This window comes from Paenibacillus sp. SEL3, from assembly GCF_054602585.1.
Genome location: NZ_CM137725.1, coordinates 6,038,016 through 6,063,029, shown reverse-complemented (window position 1 = coordinate 6,063,029; position 25,014 = coordinate 6,038,016). Strand labels below are relative to the sequence as shown.

1 protein-coding gene (cut by a window edge) is annotated in these 25,014 nt (G+C 51.3%); it reads right to left on the bottom strand.

Annotated features, from left to right (window positions below):
- Nucleotides 1-25,014, bottom strand: the 5' portion of a protein-coding gene (locus tag ACYCS5_RS27545; RefSeq protein ID WP_459760460.1) for a non-ribosomal peptide synthase/polyketide synthase. The gene continues 17,184 nt to the left of window position 1, outside the view; only the first 25,014 of its 42,198 coding nucleotides appear in the window; its start codon is at nt 25,012-25,014; its stop codon lies beyond the left edge, outside the window.

Sequence of the window (25,014 nt, the reverse complement as noted above, 5' to 3'; positions counted from 1 at the left end):
CTCCAGATTCGAACCGTCTTCGTGGTAAATGTCTTGGCCAGCCTGCTCCTGACGATCCAGCACCAGCACCTGGCCGTCGAAACTCAGCGATGCTTGCTCCGCCAGATGCGATTGCGTCAGCACCAGCTTCGCTCCCGAGTCCTCCAGCATAAAGCGGATACGATCAGCCGGATATTCCGGATCAATCGGCACATAGGCTCCGCCGGCCTTGAGAATCGCATAGATGCCTACAATCATGTCCAATGAACGGTGAACCAGAATGCCCACAGGCTGATCCGGTTTAACCCCTTGCGCACGCAAGGTGCGTGCGAGACGGTTGGCTCGCTCGTTCAGCTCCGCGTAGGTCAACGATACCGCTCCACACAACACCGCCACTTGCTCCGGCGTGTTCGCTACCTGCTGCTCGAACAGTGCGCTTAGCGTTTGATCCTGCGGATAGGCTACCGCCGTATCCCCCCAGACCTGAACGGTCTGTGCCCGCTCTTCCGGTGTCACCAATTCCAGCTCATTCACACGGATATGCGGATTGTCAATTATTTGCTCGATGACATGCAGTACATGTCCCTGCATCCGCTCGATCGTAGACCGATCGTATACATTGGCGTTATATCTAAACATGATACGGAAGGTTTCATCTGGCATCACAATCAAGTCCAGATCATAATTCGTTTGTTCAACAACCTCTACATTCGTAATTTCAAAAGCGGATGGACGAACTTCGCCAAGCTGCTCAACTTGCTCCTCTACTGGATAGTTCTCAAATACCATAATGTGGTTAATCAGATGCTGCTTCTGCTCGGTCAGCGCCTGAATTTCATACAGCGGGAAGCTGTCATAGGCTCCTGAGGCCAGTGCCTGCTCCTGCGTTTTCCGCATGATGTCCACAAACGTGGCATTCTGTTCACTTTGAATCCGCACTGGGATCGTATTAATGAACAGACCGATCATATGCTCTACACCCGCAATATCCGTCGGACGTCCAGATACCACACTGCCGAATACAACATCCTCATTGTTGTTATATTTCTGCAAAATAAGGCCCCACACGCTCTGCATCAGCGTATTAATCGTGACCTGCTGCTGCTTTGCAATCCGGTACATCGCTTCGCTCCACGCTGGATCCAGATCTACCGTTATTTTTTCAGAAACATATTCCCTGGTTTCGTTTGCTGTAGCGAATACAGTATTAGCCGCTTGGTCTTTCGATGAAGTATCCAATCCAGGTAACAAGGTTTGCTGTTCAAAGCCAGCCAAATAGCTGCTCCAATACTCTTGTGCCGCACGTTCATCCTGACGCTCTAGCCATTCGATATATTGGCCATATGGTGTGATATGAGCAAGCTCCGGCTGTTTCTGCTCCAGCAGCGCAAAGTACGTACCAAACACTTCGCCTGTAACGAGCGATAAGCACCAGCCATCCATGACAATGTGATGGAAGCTCCAGACCAAATGATACGTTTCTTCATCGGTTTGCAATACCTGTACGCGCATAAGTGCATCCGTACCGAGATCAAAGCCTCTAGCCTGGTCTTCCTGCTTAAACGTCTGGATATACGCCTGTTGCTCCGCTTCCTGCATTTCGCGTATATCCTTGAAGGACAGATCGCTATCTTTGTGACGGAACACGATTTGCAATGGCTCCGGACCATGTCCTGTTTCAAATCGATGGAAATTCGTCCGCAGTGCTTCATGACGCTGTGTCAGTACATCTAGACTCTTGCGGAAAATTTCAACATCAAAGCTGCCTTTTTGATCAAACGACGCTTGCTGGAAGTATGCACCTGAGTCCGGCTCCATCAGACTATGGAACAGCATCCCCTTCTGCATCGGCGAAAGAGCATACACATTTTCCAGTTCGCCCACAGAAGCCGTTTGCTCCATCAATTGCTCCAGTTGTTCCAACGACAAGCCTTTGAACAAGACATCGCTTGGGGTTAGTTCGCTCCGCTCTTGGGAGGCACAATGCGCGATCACTTCCTGCAGGCTTTCCTGCAGCAACTGCGCAAAGTTCTCTACATTTTGCTGTTGATATACCTTACTGTCATAGCGAATGTCCAGTGTCAGCCCGCCTGCTGTAATCATGCCGTTCACATTCAGCGGCTGCTCCAGAACGGTATGATCACTCATCGGCTCTCCACCTGGATGCGAAGACAGCCTGATATCCCCATTTTCCAAGTCCTGATCAAACTGTCCCAAATAGTTAAAGCTAATTTCAGGCTGCAAGGTCAAGGAAGGATGGACATCATGCTGAGACATATATTTCAAAATGCCGTAGCCAATGCCCTTATACGGTACATGGCGCAGGTCTTCCTTCACCCGCTTGATTCGCTGCCCTACTTCTGCCTTCCCATCCACATCAAGCAGCACCGGATATTGGCTCGTAAACCAGCCCACGGTACGTGTGATGTCGATATCTGGAACAATGGCTTCCCGGCCATGGCCCTCCAGATTGACCAGCACACGCTCCTGACCGCTCCAGTTATATAACGCGGTGCCGAGTGCGGTTAACAGCAGATCATTGACCTCTGTGTTATACGCCCGATGTGATTCCTGCAGCAGCAGCCGGGTTTCCTGTTCGCTCCAAGCTACGCTCACCGTCGCAGTGTCTCTGATTAGAGAATGTTGTCCCTCCGCTCTTTCTTGATCCTTAGGCAACGATGCAATTTCCATTTGGGCAAGATGCTGCCAATATTCGCGTTCATTTTCGATCGCCGGGCTATTCGCATATTGAGACAAACGTTCTGCCCAAGCAGAGAAAGAGTCCGTTTTATATGGCAAGCGAATCGCTTCTCCCCGCACGGCCTGCTCATACCCAGTGGCAAAATCCTCAAACACAATCCGCCATGAAATCCCGTCTACGACCAAATGGTGGATCGCAATCAGTAAATGATCTCCATCCATGCAGCGGAAAAGTCCCAGCTTCACCAGCGGTCCTTCGTCCAGACGAATGGAACTTTGGATGGCATTGGCTTTCGTTTCAATCGCCATCACCACCTCTGCCGTGTCTTCGACGCCTGTCAAATCAACAACGTCCAGATGATACAGCTCGCCTTCGTTCAAACCGCGATTCCACGCTTCATAGCCCTGTTCGGTCTGACGGAAGACCATACGCAATGCATCATGATGCTCCGTCACCTGGGTCACCGTTTGATGCAATGCGGCTTCATCGAATCCTTGTGCTCTATACAGCATCACCGATTGGTTAAAATAATGTGGCTCTGCTGAGGATTGTCCAAAGAACCATTGCTGTATTGGGCTCAATTTAACTGCTCCCGAAACCACCCGCTGATCGGCTGTGCGGCTAACTTTGTGTACATGACTGCTCAGCAGTGAAATGGACGGATATTGGAACAAATCCTTCATCTCCAGCTTGTAGCCCGCTTGCAGCAAGCGGGACGATACCTGGATCGCTTTGATCGAATCGCCGCCCAGATCAAAGAAATTATCCAAAATCCCGACGCTCTTCGCTCCTAATACAGCCTGCCAAATGGACACTAACGTCTGCTCCAGCGCTGTACGTGGTTCTACATAATCCGCTCCGCTTTGCAGGCTGTCCTCCGGTGCCGGCAGGGCCTTGCGGTCGATTTTACCGTTGGGTGTCAGCGGCATCTGCTTCAGCTGGATGAAGTACGAAGGCATCATGTAGTTGGGCAGCTCCTCACCCAGTAAGCTGCGCAGCTCCCCAGCGCTTACGTCTCTTTCAGCGACATAGTACGCCACCAGTTGGTTTTGCCCCTGCTCGTCCGCTTGGGCCAGGACGATAACCTCTTGCACGTCTTCCACTTTCAAAATTTGTGCCTCGACCTCGCCCAGTTCGATCCGGTAGCCCCGGATTTTTACTTGATGGTCAATCCGGCCCAAATATTCGATGTTGCCATCTGGCATCCATCTCGCCAAGTCACCCGTACGGTACATTCGTTCATAGCCGGCTTCACCAGCCGCAAACGGGTTCGCTACAAATTTCTCCGCCGTCAGCTCTGGACGATCCAGATATCCACGCGCCAGACCTGGACCAGACACGCACAGTTCACCTGCTACGCCTACCGGAGCCAAATGTCCATGCCCATCCACCATGTATACCCGGTGATTCGGCACAGGCCGTCCGATGGAAATGAGTTGTCCAGCTCTCTCATCCTCGGATACCGGCCAGATCGACGTCGCGACCGAGTTTTCGGTTGGACCGTAGCCGTTGTAGTACGCCACTTGATCCTTCCACTTGTATACCAGTTCGGTGGAAGATGCTGAACCCGCAGTGAACAGAATACGCAGGTGTGGCATCCGCTCTGGCTCCAGATACACCGCATAGGTCGGCGGCAAAGCGGCCACGGTGATTTGGTGATCCGCCATATATTGCTCAAACCGCTCGTAGTTCAAAATCGTCTCTGTCGTTGGCACATATAACGTGGCTCCGCAGAACAGCGCTTGGAAGATTTCCCAGCAAGCCGCATCAAACGAATAGCTAGCGAACAGCAACGCATGATCCGACGTGCGGATTCGAAGCGTCTGATCAAAATACGTTTTCAGATTGCACAGCCCGTGATGCTCCAGCATAACGCCCTTTGGCTGCCCGGTTGTACCTGACGTATAAATCACATACGCCAAATCATTCGGGCCGGACCCCGGCTCCAGGTTAGAACCATCCTCGTGATACACCGTTTGCACTCCATCCAATACCAGCACTTGACCATCGATAACTGCTTTGTCCACCAGATGACTTTGTGTCAATAGCAGCTTCGCTCCCGAGTCATCCAGCATATAGCGGATACGTTCCTCCGGATAGGTTGGATCGATAGGAACATAGGCGCCTCCGGCTTTTAAAATCCCGAAAATGCCCACGATCATGTCCACCGACCGCTCGGTCATCAGACCCACCAAACGATCTTTCGTCACGCCTTGACTGCGCAAGGTACGAGCCAGGCGATTGGCGCGTTCATTCAGCTCACGATAAGTCAGCGTTTCTCCTTCAAAGAACAATGCTGTCTGCTCCGGTGTCTGCGCCGTTTGCGCCTCGAATAAGCCGTGGATCGTTTGCTCGCTTGGATACTCGGTCGCAGTATTGCCCCATGCGCTGAGAATTTGCTCGCGCTCCTGCTCGCTTAACATATCCAGCTCATGTACACGGATGTCCGGATTCGCTGTCACCTGCTCCAGCAGTTGCACCAGATGGCCTCGGACTTGCTCTACACTTTCCCGTTCAAAGGCCAGGGCATTATAGCCAAAGCTCATGTGAATGGTGTTCCCGGGCAGTACCACCAGGTTAAAGTCATAGTTGGTCTGCTCGACAGACTCGGCTCCGGTGATCGTGAAGCTGGACTCATCACCGCTGCCTAATTGCTCGATTTGTTCCTCGACCGGATAGTTCTCAAAAATAAGAATATGATTGATCAAATCCTGCTTAAGCTCCGACAGTCCCTGAATTTCATACAACGGATACGTATCATAGGTATGGGAAGCAATCGATTGCTCCTGGGTTTGCTTCATCACATCGGAGAATAAACTGTCCACTTGACTGCGGATACGCACCGGAATCGTATTGATAAACAGACCAATGATGTGCTCCACATTCGGAATGTCTGCCGGACGTCCAGATACCACGCTGCCAAACACGACATCATCGGTGCCATTATATTTTTGCAGCAAAATACCCCAAACGGTCTGCATCAACGTATTGATCGTCACCTGATAACGCTTGGCTATACGCTGAATACCAGCTGTGAGATCCGCGCCCAAATCAAAATCTAAACGCTCCGACTGATACCCCGTTTTGCCCTGAATTTTAGCCTGTGGCAAACGAGACTGCTCCTCATATCCTTCCAGAACCTTGCTCCAGTAGCTTGATGCGGCCTGACGATCCTGCTGCTCCAGCCATTCGATATATTGACTGTACGGCGTTACAGGGGCCAGTTCCGGTTGTTTATGGGCCAGGATCGCAAAATAGCTCGCAAACACTTCGTTTGTCACCAGCGACAAGCACCAGCCATCCATCACGATATGATGGAAACTCCATACAAAACGGTACGTCTCCTCACCTGTGCGCAACACAGCGACACGCATCAAGGCGTCTTGTGCTAGGTCAAAGCCTCTTTGCTTGTCTTTACGCGTAAATTCGAGCATGTATTCGTTTTGCTGCTCGTCCTCCATGTCCCTTAAATCTTCCACATACAGTTCACTGCGCTTATTGCGGTACACAACCTGAAGCGGTTCATCCTGCCAGCCGCTGTAGAAGTTCGTGCGCAGTACCGTATGCCGCTGCATTAAAACATCCAAACTGGCCGCAAATGCAGCGATATTAAAATGTCCTCGCAGATCAAAGGAGGCCTGTTCAAAATAAGCTCCTGATTGCGAATCCATCAGATTATAAAAGAGCATCCCCTTTTGCATCGGCGTCAGTGCGTATACATTTTCCAAATCACCGGTATGTGCCGCCTGTTTTGCAATTTGTTCCAGTTCTCTAGTCGTCAGACCTTTGAAGGATACATCACTCGGGGTCAGTTCCGGCTGTTCCTGAGCGACGCAATGCGTAATCACCTCTTGCAAAGCGGATTGAAGCAGTCCTGCCACACGTTCCAGCGTTTCTTTACGATACTGCTTACGGCTGTAAGCAATCGTCAAGCGCAGCGTGCCTTCCGAGATCATCGCGTTTAAATCCAGCGTATATTGCAGCGGTGAATGTGCATCCTCTGTCTCCCCTGCACTATAGGGTGACAATGCGATTCCACTGTTTTGTAGATCCTGATCGACCTGACCCAAATAGTTAAAGCTGATTTCCGGTTCTGCTGCAATCGTATGCGCTTCATCCGATGCAGACGTAGGAGACAAGTAGCGCCAAGTTCCATAGGTCAGCCCTTTATGTGGAATCCGGCGCAGACCTTCCTTCGTTTCTTTAATCCGCTGAGCCAGTGTCATTTCCTTGCCGGTCTCCAGCAGCACTGGATACAAGCTCGTAAACCAACCTACGGTACGTGTAATATCCACCTCTTGCAGGATCGCTTCCCGGCCATGGCCCTCCAGATTCACCAGTACCTGTCCTGCGCCTGTCCAATTGTGCACCGCCAGTCCCAGCGCGGTCAGCAGCAAATCATTGACCTCGGTGTTGTAGGCGCGATGGACCTGCTTTAACAGTTGCTGCGTTTCAGCTTCGGTCCACTCTACCGTCAGCACTTCGCTGTCTGCGTTTAAGGAGCCCTCGTAGGTAAAATCCTTAGGCAGCGGTGCGGCTTCCGCTTTGGCCTGTTCCAGCTGCTTCCAATAAACTTCATCCGATGCAGCCTCAGGACGGTTGGCGTAAGACGACAACTCCCGTGCCCATGCTTGGAAGGAATCTGTTTTATAGGGCAATCGTACAGGCTCGCCTTTGCTCGCTTGCTCGTAGCCAGTAGAGAAATCCTCAAACAGAATCCGCCACGACACCCCGTCTATCACCAAATGGTGAATAGCTATGAGCAAATGATCGCCCTCGGCTATGTGGAACAATCCCAGCTTCACCAGCGGTCCTTCGGACAGGTGAATGCTGCTTTGAATTTCATTTGCCTTCGCTTCCAGCGCTTCCGCATAGGCTACTTGTTCACGGTAGTCTTCGGTTTCCAGCGTATACAACGCGCCTTCATCTACACCGCGTGTCCAAGCCGTATAACCAGAGGAATCCTGACGGAAAACCGTACGAAGCGCATCATGATGCTTCACGATGTGATCCATGACTTGGCGAACTGCCGTCTCATCAAAGCCCTCGGCACGATAGAGCATGACCGCCTGATTAAAGTGCTGCGGACGCTCGCGCTCCTGCGCAAAGAACCAATGCTGGATCGGTAGCAACGCGGTTTCCCCGCTCACTTCTCCTTGATCTGCCATACGGCTGACCTCATGCATATGCGGTGCCAGTGTTGCAACCGTTGGATACTGGAACAAATCCTTCATGTCCAGCTTATAACCGGCCTGGAACGTACGCGATGCGATTTGGATGGCTTTGATGGAATCGCCGCCTAGATCAAAGAAATTGTCCAAAATACCGACTGTCTGCAGCCCCAGTACCGACTGCCAGACCGCTACCAGTGCGCGTTCTTGCGCCGTACGCGGCTCTGCATAATCAGCTCCAGTTTGCAGGCTGCCTTCCGGTGCCGGCAAGGCCTTGCGGTCAATTTTGCCATTTGGACTCAGCGGCATCTGCTCCAGCTGTACAAAGTACGATGGCACCATGTAGCTTGGCAGCTCCCGGCCTAGCTCACTTCTCAGCTCGCTGGCACCGATCTCTTGCCCAGCGACATAGTAGGCCACCATTTGTTTTTGTCCCGTTTCATCCGCACGAGCCATGACGACGGCTTCGCGTACCGATTCCACTTGGAGCAGCTGCGATTCCACCTCGCCCAGCTCAATCCGGTAGCCCCGGATTTTCACCTGATGGTCGATCCGGCCCAGATATTCAATGTTGCCGTCCGGCATCCATCTCGCCAAATCGCCGGTGCGATACATCCGTTCATAGCCTGCTTCACCACCCGAAAACGGATCAGTTACAAATTTCTCGGTCGTCAACTCCGGACGGTTCAGATAACCTCGTGCCACACCGACACCACCGATGCACAGCTCCCCTGCAACCCCGATCGGCTGCAATTGCTCCGTGCCTTCCTTCACGATGTACAGACGAATGTTTTGAATCGGTTTCCCGATGGGAATGACTGTATATTCCCCATCCGGCTCGCAATCAAAGTACGATACGTCCACCGTCGCTTCGGTTGGTCCATACAGGTTGATCAGCTTCGCTCCGGTCAGGCTCGACACGTGTCGTTGGAACCGGGCCACATGCTGTGGCGGTAAAGCTTCACCACTGACAAAGACATGGCGCAGCGTGCCCAGCTTCGCTTGCATCACTTCCCGAGGCTGCTGCTCCACGTACTCCAGAAACGCATGCAGCATAGCGGGTACAAAGTGCATCGTGGTTACGCCATCGCGGGCAATCGTGTCGATGATCTCTTCCGGGTTCTTTTCCCCGCCCACGGACAACAGGCTTACCTTCGAGCCGACCATCGACCACCAGAACAGCTCCCACACTGACACGTCGAAGGTGAAAGCGGTCTTTTGTAGGATCGTATCTTCCGCACTCAAGCCGTAACGATCATGCATCCACAAAATCCGGTTCAGCACGGAATGGTGCTCCACCATCACACCCTTCGGTTTTCCGGTGGAGCCAGAGGTATAGATGACGTACGCAACATGGTGCGGCCCCGCCAGAGGCTCCAGATTCGAGCCATCTTCGTGATAGATGTTCTCGCGGTCCAGTACCAGCACCTGGCCGTTGAAACTCAGCGATGCTTGCTCCGCCAGATGCGATTGCGTCAGCACCAGCTTCGCGCCCGAGTCCTCCAGCATAAAGCGGATGCGGTCGGCCGGATATTCCGGATCGATTGGCACATAGGCTCCGCCTGCCTTGAGGATCGCGTAGATGCCTACGATCATCTCCAGCGAACGGCGGACCAGAATACCGACTGGTTGATCCGGTTCAACACCTTCCGCACGCAGCGTCCGAGCCAAACGGTTCGCTCGCTCATTCAACTCCGCGTAGGTCAACGATTCCGATCCGCACAACACTGCCACCTGATCCGGCGTGTTCGTGGCCTGCTGCTCGAACAACGCACTTAGCGTCTGATCCTGTGGATAGGCTACCGCCGTATCCCCCCAAACCTGAACGATCTGTGCCTGTTCTTCTGGTGTTACCAATTCCAGCTCATTCACACGGATATTCGGATTGTCCACAATTTGCCTGATGACATGGTCGATATGGCCCTGGATACGCTCCATAGCAGACCGGTTATACACCAGAGCATTGTATTCAAGCAGGATAGAGATATCCTCGTCAGGCACAACAATCAGGTTAAAATCGTAGTTGGTTTGCTCGGCAAGTGCCACATTGGCAATCGAGAAGCCTGTTTGTGCCTTTGTCTCGCCGGAACCGCCCATCTGCTTCATCTGCTGCCCAATCGGGTAGTTTTCAAAGACCATGATGTGATGAATCAGGTCTTGTTTTTGTTCAGTCCGTGCCTGAATATCGTACAGCGGGAACGTGTCATAGACACTGGAGGTCAGAGCCTGTTCCTGTGTGCGCTGCAATACTTCAGCAAATGTAGCATCCGGTGCACTGCATATGCGTACCGGAATCGTATTGATAAACAATCCAATCATGTTCTCCACACCTGGAATGTCTGCCGGACGACCGGATACCACACCACCAAACACAACATCCTGATTATTATTGTATTGCTGTAAAATAACGCCCCACACACTTTGCAGCAAGGTGTTAATCGTGACATGTTGTTGCTTGGCCATTTGGTTTAATGCGGCACTCCGTTCTTTACCCAACATAAATGGCAGCTTTTCCGAAACATAGCCAGAATTTGAACTTCCACCACTTCCGTCTGGTTCTTCATCCCGTGCGGCTACAGAAGCTTGCGCATTCTCACCAGGCAACAAGGTTTGCTGCTCAAAGCCTGCCAAATACTCACTCCAATAACGGGTCGCTTCCTGTGCATCCTGATCTTGCAACCATTCGATATAGTCACTATACGGCTTGACAGGTGCGAGCTCTGGCTGCTTATTCTCCAGCAAGGCAGCATAGGCACCAAACACTTCGTCCGTCATCAGGGACAGGCACCAGCCGTCCATCACAATATGATGGAAGCTCCATACAAAACGGTATGAGCGATCACCCGTGCGGAAGACAGCTACACGCATGAGCGCATCCTTGCTTAAATCAAAGCCTCGAGCTTTGTCCTGGGCCACAAATTCAGCTACAGCCTGTTCACACCCTCTGACATCCTCATAAAAGAAGCTCGGATTTTTATGACGATAGACAATCTGCAACGGTTGACCATGCCAGCCACTATAGAAATTCGTCCGTAATATCGCATGTCGACTAACCAGCAGCTTCAAGCTTTCCTCGAATATAGATGGCTCCAAGTGGCCCTCCAGATCAAAGGTCGCCTGCTCAAAATACACGCCTGTTTCTGCATTCATCAAACTGTGGAACAGCATCCCCTTTTGCATGGGGGTTAACGGATATACATTTTCCAATTCCCCAACCGTCTGGGTCTGCTCCTTAATCGTATCTAATTGCTCCAGGGTCAGACCTTTGAACAGTACATCACTTGGAGTTAATTCGATCCGATCTCGTGTGACACAATGCTCGATAATCTCAAGCAGATTGGATTTCAACAGATTAGCCAGCATTTGGACGGTGTCCTTACGGAAGGCTTTGCTGTTATACCGAATGTCCAGTTCCAGGATGCCGTTCGTTACGATCCCGCTCACATCGAGCGCATATTTCATTTTCGTCCGGTCACTAACGGCCGATCCCATCGAGTAAGGAGACATACGGATATCGCTGTTTTGCAAGTCCTGATCCAGCTGTCCGAGGTAATTGAAGCTCACTTGCGGCTCGGCAAAAGCTTGATGTTGAGCGAGATGCAGTGCATCTGCTTGCTGAGCCATGGCTTGGCCAGATTCACTCAAATATCTCCAAATTCCGTAGCCCATTCCTTGATTCGGAATATCACGCAGACTCTCTTTGACCTGTTTGATGCGTTCCGACAAAGCCTGATCACGACCGATGTCCAGCCATATCGGATATGGACTCGTAAACCAGCCTATGGTACGAGAAATGTCCGTATCCGGCAAAATGTTCTCACGTCCGTGTCCCTCTAAATGAATCAGACTGCGTTCATGACCCGTCCACGTATACAGCATCATGCCCAAAGCCGTCAGCAACAGATCGTTCACTTCCGTGTTATATGCGCGGTGTGCTTGCTTCAATAGTCTTTCTGTCTCTTCTTTCGTAAGCTTGACGACCACTGTATCTGTGTCAGCCAAAGTAAATGAGTCAGCCTGTGCTTGATCCTCAGGTAAACGAACTTGGTCAGCCAAAGCAGCTGCGTTCCATTGTTCCCAGTAGGCGTGTTCACTGTCCATGGCTGCGCTATTCGCATACTCGGAAAGTTTTTGTGACCAGGATCGGAAGGAATCCGTTTTGTCCGGTAACTGAAGCACCTCTTCATGGATGGCCTGTTCATAGGCAGTAGCCAAATCCTCAAACAAGATACGCCAGGATACCCCGTCCACCACCAAATGGTGAATCACCATCAGCAAATGATCGCCATCTACACAGTGGAACAAACCTGCTTTAAACAGCGGCCCTTCTTGCAGTTGGATACTGCTTTGAATTTCGGTAGCTTTCGCCTCCATTGCCACGCCGAGCATGGCTTCATCCGTTATATCCCTAAAGTCCAGCACGTCCAGCTGATACAGCTCGCCTTCCTGTATTCCGCGATTCCATGCTTGATAGCCTTGCGCGGTCTTGCTGAACACCATTCGCAAAGCATCATGATGCTTTGTCAGCTTGCCAAGCGCCTGACGCAGAGCCGACTCGTCAAACCCCTGCTCCCGGTGCAGCATCACCGCCTGATTAAAGTGATGCACGTCTACTTGCTCCTGCGCAAAGAACTCGTGCTGGATCGGAAGCAATGCCGTTTCTCCGCTTACTTCTCCCTGATCTGCCATACGACTGACCTCGTGCATATGCGGTGCCAGGGTTGCGACGATGGGATAGCGGAACAAATCCTTCATGTCCAGCTTGTAGCCTACCTGGAACGCACGGGATACGATTTGAATCGCCTTGATCGAATCGCCACCCAGATCAAAGAAATTGTCCAACATACCGACGGTTGGCACACCCAGGACGGACTGCCAGACCGCTACAAGCGCTCGTTCCGGTGCAGTGCGCGGCTCTACATAATCCGCACCGCTGTGCAGATTGCCTTCCGGTGCTGGCAGGGACTTGCGGTCGATTTTACCGTTCGGTGTCAGCGGCATCTGCTCCAACCAGATGAAATACGACGGCATCATATAGCTTGGCAGTTCTTGTCCCAGCTCATGTCTCAGTTCACCGGCTCCAAGCTCTTGACTCGCGACGTAGTACGCTACTAGTTGTTTTTGGTCAGTTTCGTCCGCCCGAGCCATGATGACCGCTTCTCGTACCGACTCGACCTGCAACAGCTGCGATTCGATCTCACCCAGTTCGATCCGGTAGCCCCGGATTTTCACCTGATGGTCCATTCGCCCCAAATATTCAATGTTGCCGTCCGGCATCCATCTTGCCAAATCGCCTGTACGATACATCCGCTCATGGCCTGCCTTGCCACCAGCAAACGGATTATTTACAAATTTCTCAGCCGTCAGTTCTTCACGTTTCCAATATCCACGGGCCAATCCTTCCCCGGCAATACATAACTCGCCCGGCACGCCGACGGGCTGCAATTCCCCATTCGCATTCATGATATAGATTTGGGTATTCGCAATCGGACGTCCTATATTAATTTCTTGGGCATGGGTCAGTTCCTGTACGGCTGACCACACCGTCGTTTCTGTAGGTCCGTACATGTTATAAATACGGGGACCGTTTATTGCTTGCAGTGCCGCGAGCAGCTTGGACGGAAGGGCTTCGCCCCCGACCATAATTGCCTTCACGCTTTGCAGCGCGCGCGAGCCTGCTTCATGACCCAACAGCATTTGTAACCGGGATGGGGTCATTTGCAACATCTCAATCGAATGTTGAGTAATCAACTCACCCAGCGCCTGAGGATTCACCTGATGCTGGCTGTCGCCAAGCACCACCGTCATTCCGCCCAACAGGGGGAGAATGGTTTCCAATACGAAAATATCGAATGAAATGGTCGTGAGTGACAACATGGTTCGGCTCGCTTCAAAATCAATGGCTTCGCGCATCCCTGTAATAAAGTTGAGGACCGAGCGATGCTGGAGCATAACTCCTTTCGGATTTCCAGTCGAACCCGACGTATAGATGACATAAGCCAAATGCTCTGGGCGGGCAATCGTCTCCAGGTTGCTACTTTCTCCCTGATACAATGCGGCATCCTCAAGAAACAGGGTATTGGCATGGCAATGGTGTTCTTCTGCCAGTTCACGACGGGTCAGAAGCACTGCGGCCTCGCTGTCTTCCAGCATGTATGCAATACGAGAGGATGGAAATTCGGGATCAATCGGCACATAAGCACCGCCTGCTTTTAGCACGGCCAGCAGACCTACGATCATTTCCACGGAGCGCTGTACCATCAGACCGACCAGCTTGTCTGGTCCTACTCCCTGGGCTTGAAGCATTCGAGCCAATGAATTCGCCCGTTCATTCAGCTCCTGATACGTCAGACGCTGATGTTCAAACACCAATGCCACCTGATCCGGCGTACACTCCACCTGCTCCTCAAACAGCTGATGGATCGTCTGATGGGACGGAAATGCACAAGCGGTGTCATTAAAGGCCGCTGTAATCTTTTGTTTTTCTGCTGCTGTGAGTAGTTCCAGCTCTTCCACCCGAACATGCAGGTTGAGCGAAATTTGCTCCAGCAAACGTGCAAAATGTCCATACAAGCGCTCAATACCTGCTTGATCAAAGCTGAGCGTGTTATACATAAAACGAATCTTGATGCCTTCTCCCGGCATCACGACGACGTTCAGATCATAGTTGGTTGCCTCTGTAGACACCACGTTCGAAATTGTAAATGGTTCCTGTCCTTCACTGCCCAGCTGCTCTACCTGCTGCTCCACCGGATAATTTTCAAATATCATAATATGATTGATCAAATCCTGCTTCTGCTCGGTCAGTGCTTGAATTTCATACAGCGGGAACGCATCATAACCATTGGAAGCCAGCGCCTGCCGCTGTGTTCGTCTCATCAGCTCGACAAAACTTTCACCTGGTTCAGACTGCACACGCACTGGAATTGTATTAATAAATAGCCCGATCATGTGCTCCACACCTGGAATATCCCCTGGACGACCGGACACAACGCTGCCGAACACGACATCCGTACTGTTGTTATATTTTTGCAACAGAACGCCCCATACGGTTTGAATCAGCGTATTGATCGTGACCTGATTTTGCTTCGCCACTTGTTCGATCTGGGCAACCAGCTCTGGTTGGAATTCGCAATCCAGATCTTCAGCGATATATTCCCCGGTGTGCATCGATTTAGGCTGTGTTTTTTGCTGGGGAAGCGTAATTTGCTGCTCATAGTCCGCCAGATACCCACGCCAGTATTGCAAGGCTGCCTCACGGTCTTGACGTTCCAGCCATTCAATAAATCGACTGAACGGCGTGACAGGCTCCAGTGCTGGCTCATGACCCGCGCGCAGTGCCAGATAGCTACCAAATACCTCCTGTGTCATAAAGGACAAGCACCAGCCATCCATCAAAATGTGATGGAAGCTCCAAATAAAGTGATACGTTTCATCCCCGGTTTGTAGAATCGAGATACGAAGGAGTGCGTCCTCCGCCAGACGGAATCCTTTCGCTTTATCAGCAAGGGTAAATGCCTCCACACGCGCTTTACGTTCTTCTTTTTTCAGTCCGCGCAGGTCTTCATAGTACAACTCTCCGCTGCGGTTGTGGAAAACGACCTGTACAGGCTCATCCTTCCATGAACTGATAAAGTTCGTCCGCAATGCCTCATGACGCTGTACGAGCAGATCCAAGCTCTTGCCGAAAGTAACCACATCAAAACGCCCGTTCAATTCAAAGGTGGCCTGCTCAAAATACGCCGCCGAATTCTCATCCATCAGGCTGAAGAAGAGCATGCCCTTTTGCATCGGCGTCAAAGCATATACATTTTCCAGTTCGCCCAGATCTTGTGTATCCTCCACCAATTGCTCTAGCTCGTCTAGCGTTACATGGTTTAACAGCACATCACTTGGGGTCAATACCGTTCTCTCTTGGGCGACACAATGATGAATGACTTCACGCAAGCTGGATGCCAGCAGCTCACCCAGCCGTGCAATCGTTTCTTGGCGGAATTGCGTAGTACCGTAGCGAATCGTGAACACCAACTCACCATCCTCGATGACTCCATTGATATCCAGCGCAAAATCCATAGCCGCATTCATGCTGACAGGCACACCGATGGAATAGGAGGAAGGCTCCAGATCATTGCCTTTATAATCCTGATCGAATTGGCCCAAATAGTTAAAACTGATCTCAGGCTGAGCCTTTAACTGCACGCCTGCTTTCTCCAGAACATTCGTATCCGACAGGTATCGTAAAATACCATAGCCGATGCCTTTCTGCGGAATATGACGCAGCCCTTCCTTAATCCGTTTGATCAGACGAGCCGTATTCCCCCCTTGTCCCAGACTTCCATCGAGTACAACCGGGAACTGGCTCGTAAACCAGCCGACCGTCCGCGTAATATCCACATCCGGTACAATGGCTTCCCGTCCATGGCCCTCCAGGTTGACCAGCACTCGTTCGGAACCAGACCAGTCATATACGGCTTTTCCGAGCGCAGCCAGCAGCAGGTCATTCATTTCCGTGTTGTATGCGCGATGAGCTTGTTTGAGCAACTGCTCGGTTTCCTGCTTCGTCCAGCGGACCGTCACAACCTCACTGTCCCCAAGCAGTGCATTGTCATTCGCAAAATCCTTTGGCAAAGGCTTCGCAAGACTGGCTTCTGCTTGTTCGATATGCTGCCAGTAAGCAAGCTCCCGCTCCATCGTCGCGCTATTCGCATAGGCCGACAGCTGCTCGGCCCAAGTCTGGAACGAATCTGTTTTATGCGGTAGTCGGATAGCTGTGCCTGTTTTGCCTGCAATAGCCTGCTCATAACCGGATGCCAAATCCTCCAGCAAAATACGCCACGATACACCGTCCACAACCAAATGATGAATGACGATTAGCAAATGGTCGCCCTCAGCGCAGTGGAACAAACCAAGCTTCACAAGCGGACCCTCGCTCAAATAAATGCTCGCTTGAATTTCACTCGCCTTGGCTTCTACAGCGGTGGATTCGTCTTCAACGCCGCTAAAATCTACAATGTCCAGTGTGTATAGCTCGCCTTCCTCTACACTGCGGTTCCAAGCGGCATAGCCTTGCTCTGTCTCACGGAATACCGTGCGCAATGCGTCATGATGCTGGACCAAGCGTTCCATCGTACGGCGTAGCGCGTCGACGTCAAAGCGCCCAGCTCGATACAGCATCATCGCCTGGTTGCTGTGGTGCAGGTCAGCCGGCTGCTGCTCGAAGAACCACCGCTGAATGGGTGTCAGCTCTACCTTGCCTACGGCCTCATCCTGACTGGCCATCTTGCCGTCTGTACGAAGCAAAGGACTGAGTGACGCTACCGTCGGATTGCTGAACAGATCCTTCATGTTCAATCGATAGCCTGCTTGCAACAATCGGGACGATACTTGCAGTGCTTTGATCGAATCGCCGCCCAGTTCAAAGAAGTTATCCTGCGTACCTACGGCTTCTGCGCCCAGCACCCCAGCCCACACCGAAGCTAATACTTGTTCCACCGTAGTTCGCGGTGCCACATAAGCTGCACAGGTATGAATGCTTCCTTCCGGTTCCGGTAAGGCCTTGCGGTCGATTTTGCCGTTGTGGGTCAATGGTAAGGTCTCCAGACGCATCAAGCGTGCAGGTACCATATGTGCTGGCAGTGCTGCTTCCAGTGCTGCTTGTACTTCCTCGATCTGCAGCTCGGTTTCTCCCGTGATGTATCCGCACAAATACTTGTGCCCACGCTCATCCGTCCGGTCGATGACTACGGCTTGACGCACACCCGGCACCCGCTGGATTGCCGTTTCAATCTCGCCCAGCTCAATCCGGTAGCCCCGGATTTTGACCTGATAGTCCATCCGCCCGATAAAGTCCACATTGCCGTCTGACATCCACCGCGCCAGGTCACCTGTGCGGTACAATCGTTCACCGGCTACATACGGATTCGCTACAAACTTCTCGGCCGTCAGATCTGCACGGTTCAGGTAGCCTCGTGCTACCCCGGCTCCACCAATGCACAGCTCGCCCAGTACGCCGATCGGCACCGGATTCAGCTGGCTGTCCACGATGTAGAAGCGTGCGTTCAGCCATGCCTGACCAATCGGCACACTGCCGCTACTTGGCAGTTTTGACAGTTCTTCGTCGTAGAAGCTGGAGTCAATCGCCGCTTCCGTGACGCCATAGCTGTTCATAATGCGGATATCCGCACCAAACCGTTCTTGCAGCACCCGATAATCCGTCACGCTACAACTGTCCGAGCTGGTGATCAGCAATTCCAGACTGCTCATGTCAAGGCCCTGTTCATGCACATGCTGCATAAACGGTACGATTAAAGCCGGTGTGGATTCGAACACCGTAATCTGATAATCGTGAATCCAGCCATACAGACGGCTTGGATCAATGCGATCATCTTTCGGACAGATGACCATCGTGCCACCGTTATAAAGTGCCCGTGCGATATCGCCGACGAACACGTCGAAGGAGAAACTTGCCAGTTGTAACAGGCGTACTGGGAACTGGTTCAGACGGTAATCCCGGCGGTATGCCGAAGCTGTGTTTACCAAACTGTGATGCTCGATCATGACGCCCTTCGGACGTCCCGTTGTCCCGGAGGTGTAGATCACATACGCCAGATCCTGCGGCTCGTTGATAGGTTCAACATCCGTGGCATCCCCGGTGTACAGCGACTCATCGTCCAGTGCCAGTACAGTACGCAGACGCAGCCCTGTTGCCGGTTCGGATGCTTCTTCGTTGTCAGAACTCGAATCTAATTTAAAACTTACGCCTTCACTCAGGCTGTCTCTTTCCATCGTTTCAGCGCCAGCCGCTGTCTCCAACTCTCCCTCAAACTGCCCACCGGCCAAGACCTGTCGGCTTTCCTCCAGCCATGCTTGGGCACGCTCCTGCAAATCTGTTTGGGTCAGTAGTACCGTAGCGCCGCTGTCCTCGAGCATAAAGCGGATCCGTTCGGACGGATAATCTGCATCTAACGGCACGTATGCACCGCCGGCCTTCCACACCGCCAGTACGCCGACCATCATGTCCACCGATCGCTCGCTCAAAATACCAACAATGGATTCACGCCCAATGCCTTCATTCCGCAATCTACGAGCAAGTTGATTCCCACGCTCGTTCAGCTCGCGGTACGTAAGCTGCCGCTCCTCGTATATCACTGCCACATGATCCGGCACAAGCTGCGCTTGTTCTTCCACATAGGCATGGAACAACAATTCAGATTCTTTTTCGTCACTCCATGCAGATACGCCCACGGATCCAAAACCATCGATGATTTTTGCTTTTTCCGCAGCAGTCACCAGCTCTAACTCATCTACCAGCGCATCTGGTCGGTTAATCGCTTCTTCAATCATATGCAGCAAATGCTCGCGGATTTGCTCGACAGCTGCACGTTCAAACACCAGCGCGTTGAATTCCAAATGAATGTCTATTTCATCGCCTGGCACAACCGTAATGTTAAAATCATAATTCGTTTGCTCTGACATTGAAGCATTAACAATCGTAAAACCGTTCGTGTCACGGCTCCCCATGTGCTCCATACGCTGTTCCACCGGATAGTTTTCAAACACCATAATATGGTTCACCAGGTCCTGTTTCTGCTCAGTCAGGGCCTGAATTTCATACAACGGATAGGTTTCATAGGCACGGGAAGCCAGTGCCTGCTCCTGTATCTGCTTCATTAACGCAGCAACCGTCATATCTTTCTCACTGTGAATCCGTACAGGAACCGTATTAATGAACAAACCAATCATTTTATCGATGCCCGGAATATCCGCTGATCTGCCGGATACGACACTGCCAAATACAACATCCCTACTGTTGTTATACCGTTGCAGCACAACGCCCCACGCCGCTTGTAGCAGTGTATTAACCGTTACCTGCTGCTGCTTGACCAGCTTGTTCATCTGCTTGGTCACTTCGTGGCCCAGTGTAAACGAAAGCTTATCCCCTTCATATCCCTTGGCGTGACCGTCCAGTTGCTTCGCCTGAGGCAGCACTGTTTGCTGCTCAAAACCAGCAAAATAGTCACTCCAGAACCGCTCAGGCTCCATGTTATCCTGCCGCTCCAGCCATTCAATATATTCGCTGTAAGGCGTTACTGAGGCTAACTCCGGTTTGCGGTCTTCGAGGATGGCAAAATACGTGTTGAAGGCTTCCCCGACAACCAGGAACAAGCACCAGCCGTCCATCAAAATATGATGGAAGCTCCACACAAAATGGTACGACTCCTCGCCTGTACGCAAAACAGACACCCGCATCAGCTCGCCTGAGCTGAAATGAAAGCCTTCGGCTTTGTCGCGCTCAGCAAAATCAGCAATGTATGCGTCCTGCTCACCTTGTTCCATCGAACGTACATCTTCAAAACGGAACCCGGCGTGCTTGTGACGGTACACCACCTGTAAAGGCTGCTCATTCCAGCCGCTATAAAAATTCGTTCTGAATATTTGATGGCGATCTACTAGTTGATTTAAGCTTTCGGCAAAAGCCTCCACTTGAAAGCTGCCTTGCAGATCAAATGTCGCCTGCTCAAAGTACGCCCCGGATTTCGGCTCCATTAGGCCGTAGAACAGGATGCCTTTTTGCATGGGTGTGAGCGAATAAATGTTTTCCAGTTCTCCCGCAGCAGCCGTCTGCTCTACAATATGATCCAGCTCTCCAGCCGTCAGTCCTTGGAAGGACAAGTCGCTTGGCGTCAGCTCCGGCAACTCTTTGCCCACACAGTGAGCCAATACCTCACGCAAGCTCTCTTGAAGCAGATCAGCCAGCTTTTTGATTGATTTTTTCATAAACATTTTGTTGCTGTAGCTGATTGTCAGCTCCAGTGCACCGTCCGTGATCATGCCGTTGATATCCAGAGCATACCGCTTGGTCAACGTGTCACTCATGGAAGCTCCGATGGAATAAGGAGACATGCGGAATGCATTATGCTTTAAATCCTGATCGAATTGTCCGAGATAGTTAAAACTGATTTCCGGCTCGACAACTAAAGCTGCTTCTCCTTCCCAGCCAGCAAGATATCTTAAAATCCCGTATCCAATCCCTTTATGCGGCACACGACGCAGCCCTTCCTTGACGCTCTTGACACGTCGTCCCACATTCCGATCCTCGCCCATATCGAGTACAACCGGGAATTGGCTGGTAAGCCAACCGACCGTACGCGTGATATCCATATCCGGCAAAATGGCTTCCCGTCCATGACCCTCCAGATTTACAAGCACCTGACGGATGCCTGCCCACTCCTGGATTGCGGTGCCCAGAGCTGTCAGCAGCAGGTCGTTTGCTTCTGTATTGTAGGCCCGATGAGCTTGTTTCAGGAATTGTTCCGTTTCTTCTACCGTCCACGCTACGGTCAGTGTCCGATCATCGCGAAGCTGTGGCTTGGTCTGAGATTTACGAGTGTAATCTTTAGGCAAGGATGCCTGGCTCTTCCCTACTTGCTCAATTTGTTCCCAATACGCACGCTCCTTCTCCAACGCTGCACTGCTCACATAAGCGGATAGCTGGTCTGCCCACAGACGGAAGGAATCCGTCTTATTCGGCAACCGGACAGACTCGCCCCGTAAAGCCTGCTCATAGCCGGTTGCCAAATCCTCCAGCAAAATACGCCAAGACACATCATCAACCACCAAATGGTGGATCGCCACCAGCAAATGGTCTGCATCGTTGCAACGGAACAGACCCAGCTTTACCAGCGGTCCTTCGGATAGATTCATTTTGTTTTGAATTTCAGTTGCTTTCGCCTCAATCGTCGCGCTCAGAATGGCTTCATCCGTCAAAGCCCTAAAGTCTAGCACGTCCAGATGATACAGCTCGCCTTCCTGTATTCCGCGGTTCCACGCTTGGTAGCCTTGCTCGGTCTTCCTGAATACCATCCGTAGTGCATCGTGATGCTCGGTCAACTGGATTAGCGCCTGATGCAAAGCAGCTTCGTCAAAGCCCTGCTCCCGGTGCAGCATAACCGCCTGATTAAAGTGATGCGCGTCTACATGCTCCTGTTCAAAGAACCAATGATGGATCGGAAGCAATGCCGTTTCCCCGCTCACTTCTCCCTGATCTGCCATACGACTTACCATAAACGGTGCCAATGCTGCGATGGTTGGACAGCGAAGCAGATCCTTCATATCCAGCTTGTAGCCTGCCTGGAACGCACGGGATACGATTTGAATCGCCTTGATGGAATCGCCGCCCAGATCAAAGAAATTGTCCAAAATACCTACAGTTGGTACGCCCAAGGCAGACTGCCAGATCGCCACGAGTACCCGTTCCGGCGCGGTATGGGGCGCTTCATATTCCGCTCCGCTTTGCTGACTGCCTTCCGGTGCTGGCAGGGACTTGCGGTCGATTTTACCGTTCGGTGTCAACGGCATCTGCTCTAACTGAATGAAATACGACGGCACCATATAGCTTGGTAGCTCCCGCCCCAGCTCACTTCTCAGTTCACTGGCTTCCATTTCTTGACTGGCCACATAGTACGCCACCATTTGTTTTTGACCCGTTGTTTCGTCCGCACGGGCCACGACAGCCGCTTCTCGTACCGACTCCACCTGCAATAGCTGCGATTCGATCTCGCCCAGTTCGATCCGGTAGCCACGGATTTTAACCTGGTGATCCATTCGTCCCAAATATTCAATATTGCCATCCAGTGTCCATCTCGCCAAATCGCCTGTACGGTACATCCGTTCATAGCCCTCTTTGCCTCCGGCAAACGGATTTTCCACAAATTTCTCTGCCGTCAGATCTTCGAGATTCCAATACCCACGGGCCAATCCTTCCCCCGCAATACATAACTCGCCCGGCATACCGACTGGCTGCAATTCCCCGCTCGCATTCATGATATAGATTTGGGTATTCGCGATCGGACGTCCTATATTAATTTCTTGAGCATGAGTCAGTTCCTGTACGGTCGACCAAACCGTCGTTTCTGTAGGTCCGTACATGTTATAAATACGGGGACCATTTATTTCTTGCAGTGCTGCGAGCAGCTTGGACGGAAGGGCTTCACCTCCCACCATGATTTCCTTCACGCCTCGCAGCGCGTGGGAACCAGCTTCATGATCCAGCAGCATCTGTAGCCGGGATGGTGTCATTTGCAACATGTCTATAGAATGATGAGCAATCAACTCACCCAGCGCCTGAGGGTCCACCTGATGCTGATGGTCGCCAAGCACAACCGTCATTCCGGCCAACAGTGGCAAGATGGTTTCCAAGACGAAAATATCGAATGAAATGGTCGTGAGTGACAAAATGGTTTTGCCAGCTTCAAAGTCAATGATTTCATGCATCCCGGTAATAAAGTTCAGTACCGAACGATGCTGGAGCATAACTCCTTTTGGATTTCCGGTCGATCCAGAGGTATAGATGACGTAAGCCAAATGCTCTGGGCGAGCAATCGTCTCCAGGTTGTTGCTTTCTCCCTGATACAATGCTGCATCCTCAAGAAATATTGCATTGGCATTGCAATGATGCTCTTCCAACAGATCACGACTGGTCAGAAGCACTGCAGCCTTGCTGTCTTCCAGCATGTATTGAATACGAGATGACGGAAATTCAGGATCGATCGGCACATAAGCACCGCCTGCTTTTAGAACAGCCAGCAGGCCTACGATCATTTCCACGGAGCGCTGCATCATCAGGCCGACCAGCTTGTCAGGTCCTACTCCCTGTGCTTGAAGCATTCGTGCCAATGAGTTCGACCGTTCATTCAGTTCCCGATAAGTCAGACTCTGACTTCCAAACATAACCGCTGTCTGATCTGGTGTGCATTCTGCCTGTTTCTCGAATAACTCATGAATCCCCACATCGTCTGGAAAGGGAACTGTGGTCGCATTAAATACATTCATAATTTGTGCCCGCTCTTTGTCACTCATCAGTGACAACTCCTGAATCCGCTGCTGTGGCCCTTTCACCATATGCTCAACCACACTCAAGAATTGACGAATAATTCGGGCGATTTCCTGCTCGCTGAACAGCTCGGTCCGATAATCCAGTTGCAATACAAGTTTATCGTCATCCAGCATATCAATCATGGCAATATCAAAGTCACTCACTGTATCTCCGCAGAAATCGGTATGCACCTGCTGAACAGCTTCATCAAAACGAGAGAAGCTCAGCGTACGGTACTGAATGGTAACGCCAAACAGGCGGCCAATATCCGTGCCGCTTTGTTGTTCACGCAAATCCTGTATGATTTTGTTATACGGATAACGCTGATGCCGCAAAATGGACGACTGCTCCTTGCCAACACCCTGTAGGAAAGTAAGCAGCTCGGATTCCGGCTCAACTTGCAAACGTGTAGCCACAGTGCTGACGAACATGCCCATTGTATTTTTTTCCTTCTTCAACGTACGGTTAGCATACAATGTACCAACCGTTAAATCTTGTTCACCTGTCGTTTTATGTAAATAAATATACAGAGCAGCCAGGAAAAATGTAAAAATACTGATGTTATGCGCCTCGCAAAAAGCCGTGACACCACGATATAATTCGTGCTCCAGTGTATAGGTCTCCCGGCGTGCAGCCGTGCTTACTGTGAGCGGATTGTACGATTTTAAACCTGTAACCTCCGGCAAATTGGCAAATTTCTCCGTCCAGTACATCTTATCCTTTTGATAGCGGTCCGATTGCTCATAGCTTTGCTCCGTCTGAATAAAATCGAGATATGAGTTCGCTGGGGCCGGCGCATCTGAACCTGTACCATGCACAATATTCATATAATTCCCCGTAATTTCATTAATGGCCTGCTCCATGGTAACGCCATCCGAAATAATATGATGCATCTTGAAACTAAACCAGGTGTCTTCTGCCCCCAGCTGCAAAATAGTAAACCGATACAGCTGCGAATCCAGTAAGGGGAACGGCTGTGCGTTGTGATGGCTGACCCATAGCTCAGCTTCCTCCGGGGTAACCTGAAGCGTTTCTATGCTTTGAGCAGCAAACGGTTCCACATATTGATAGGGGATGCCATCCCGAGCCGTGATTTTGATACGAAAAGAATCGTTTTGTGCAATCACCCGGTTCATTGCCTGCTGCAATGCATTTATTCGAACCGTTCCCTTGATTTTAACAGTGGTAATAATCGTGGACGTGTTGCGATTGGGATACACAAGCTCCGTGTACCAAATACGTTGCTGTGGTTGGCTTAATGCAAACAGTTGAACATTGTGCTGAGTCAT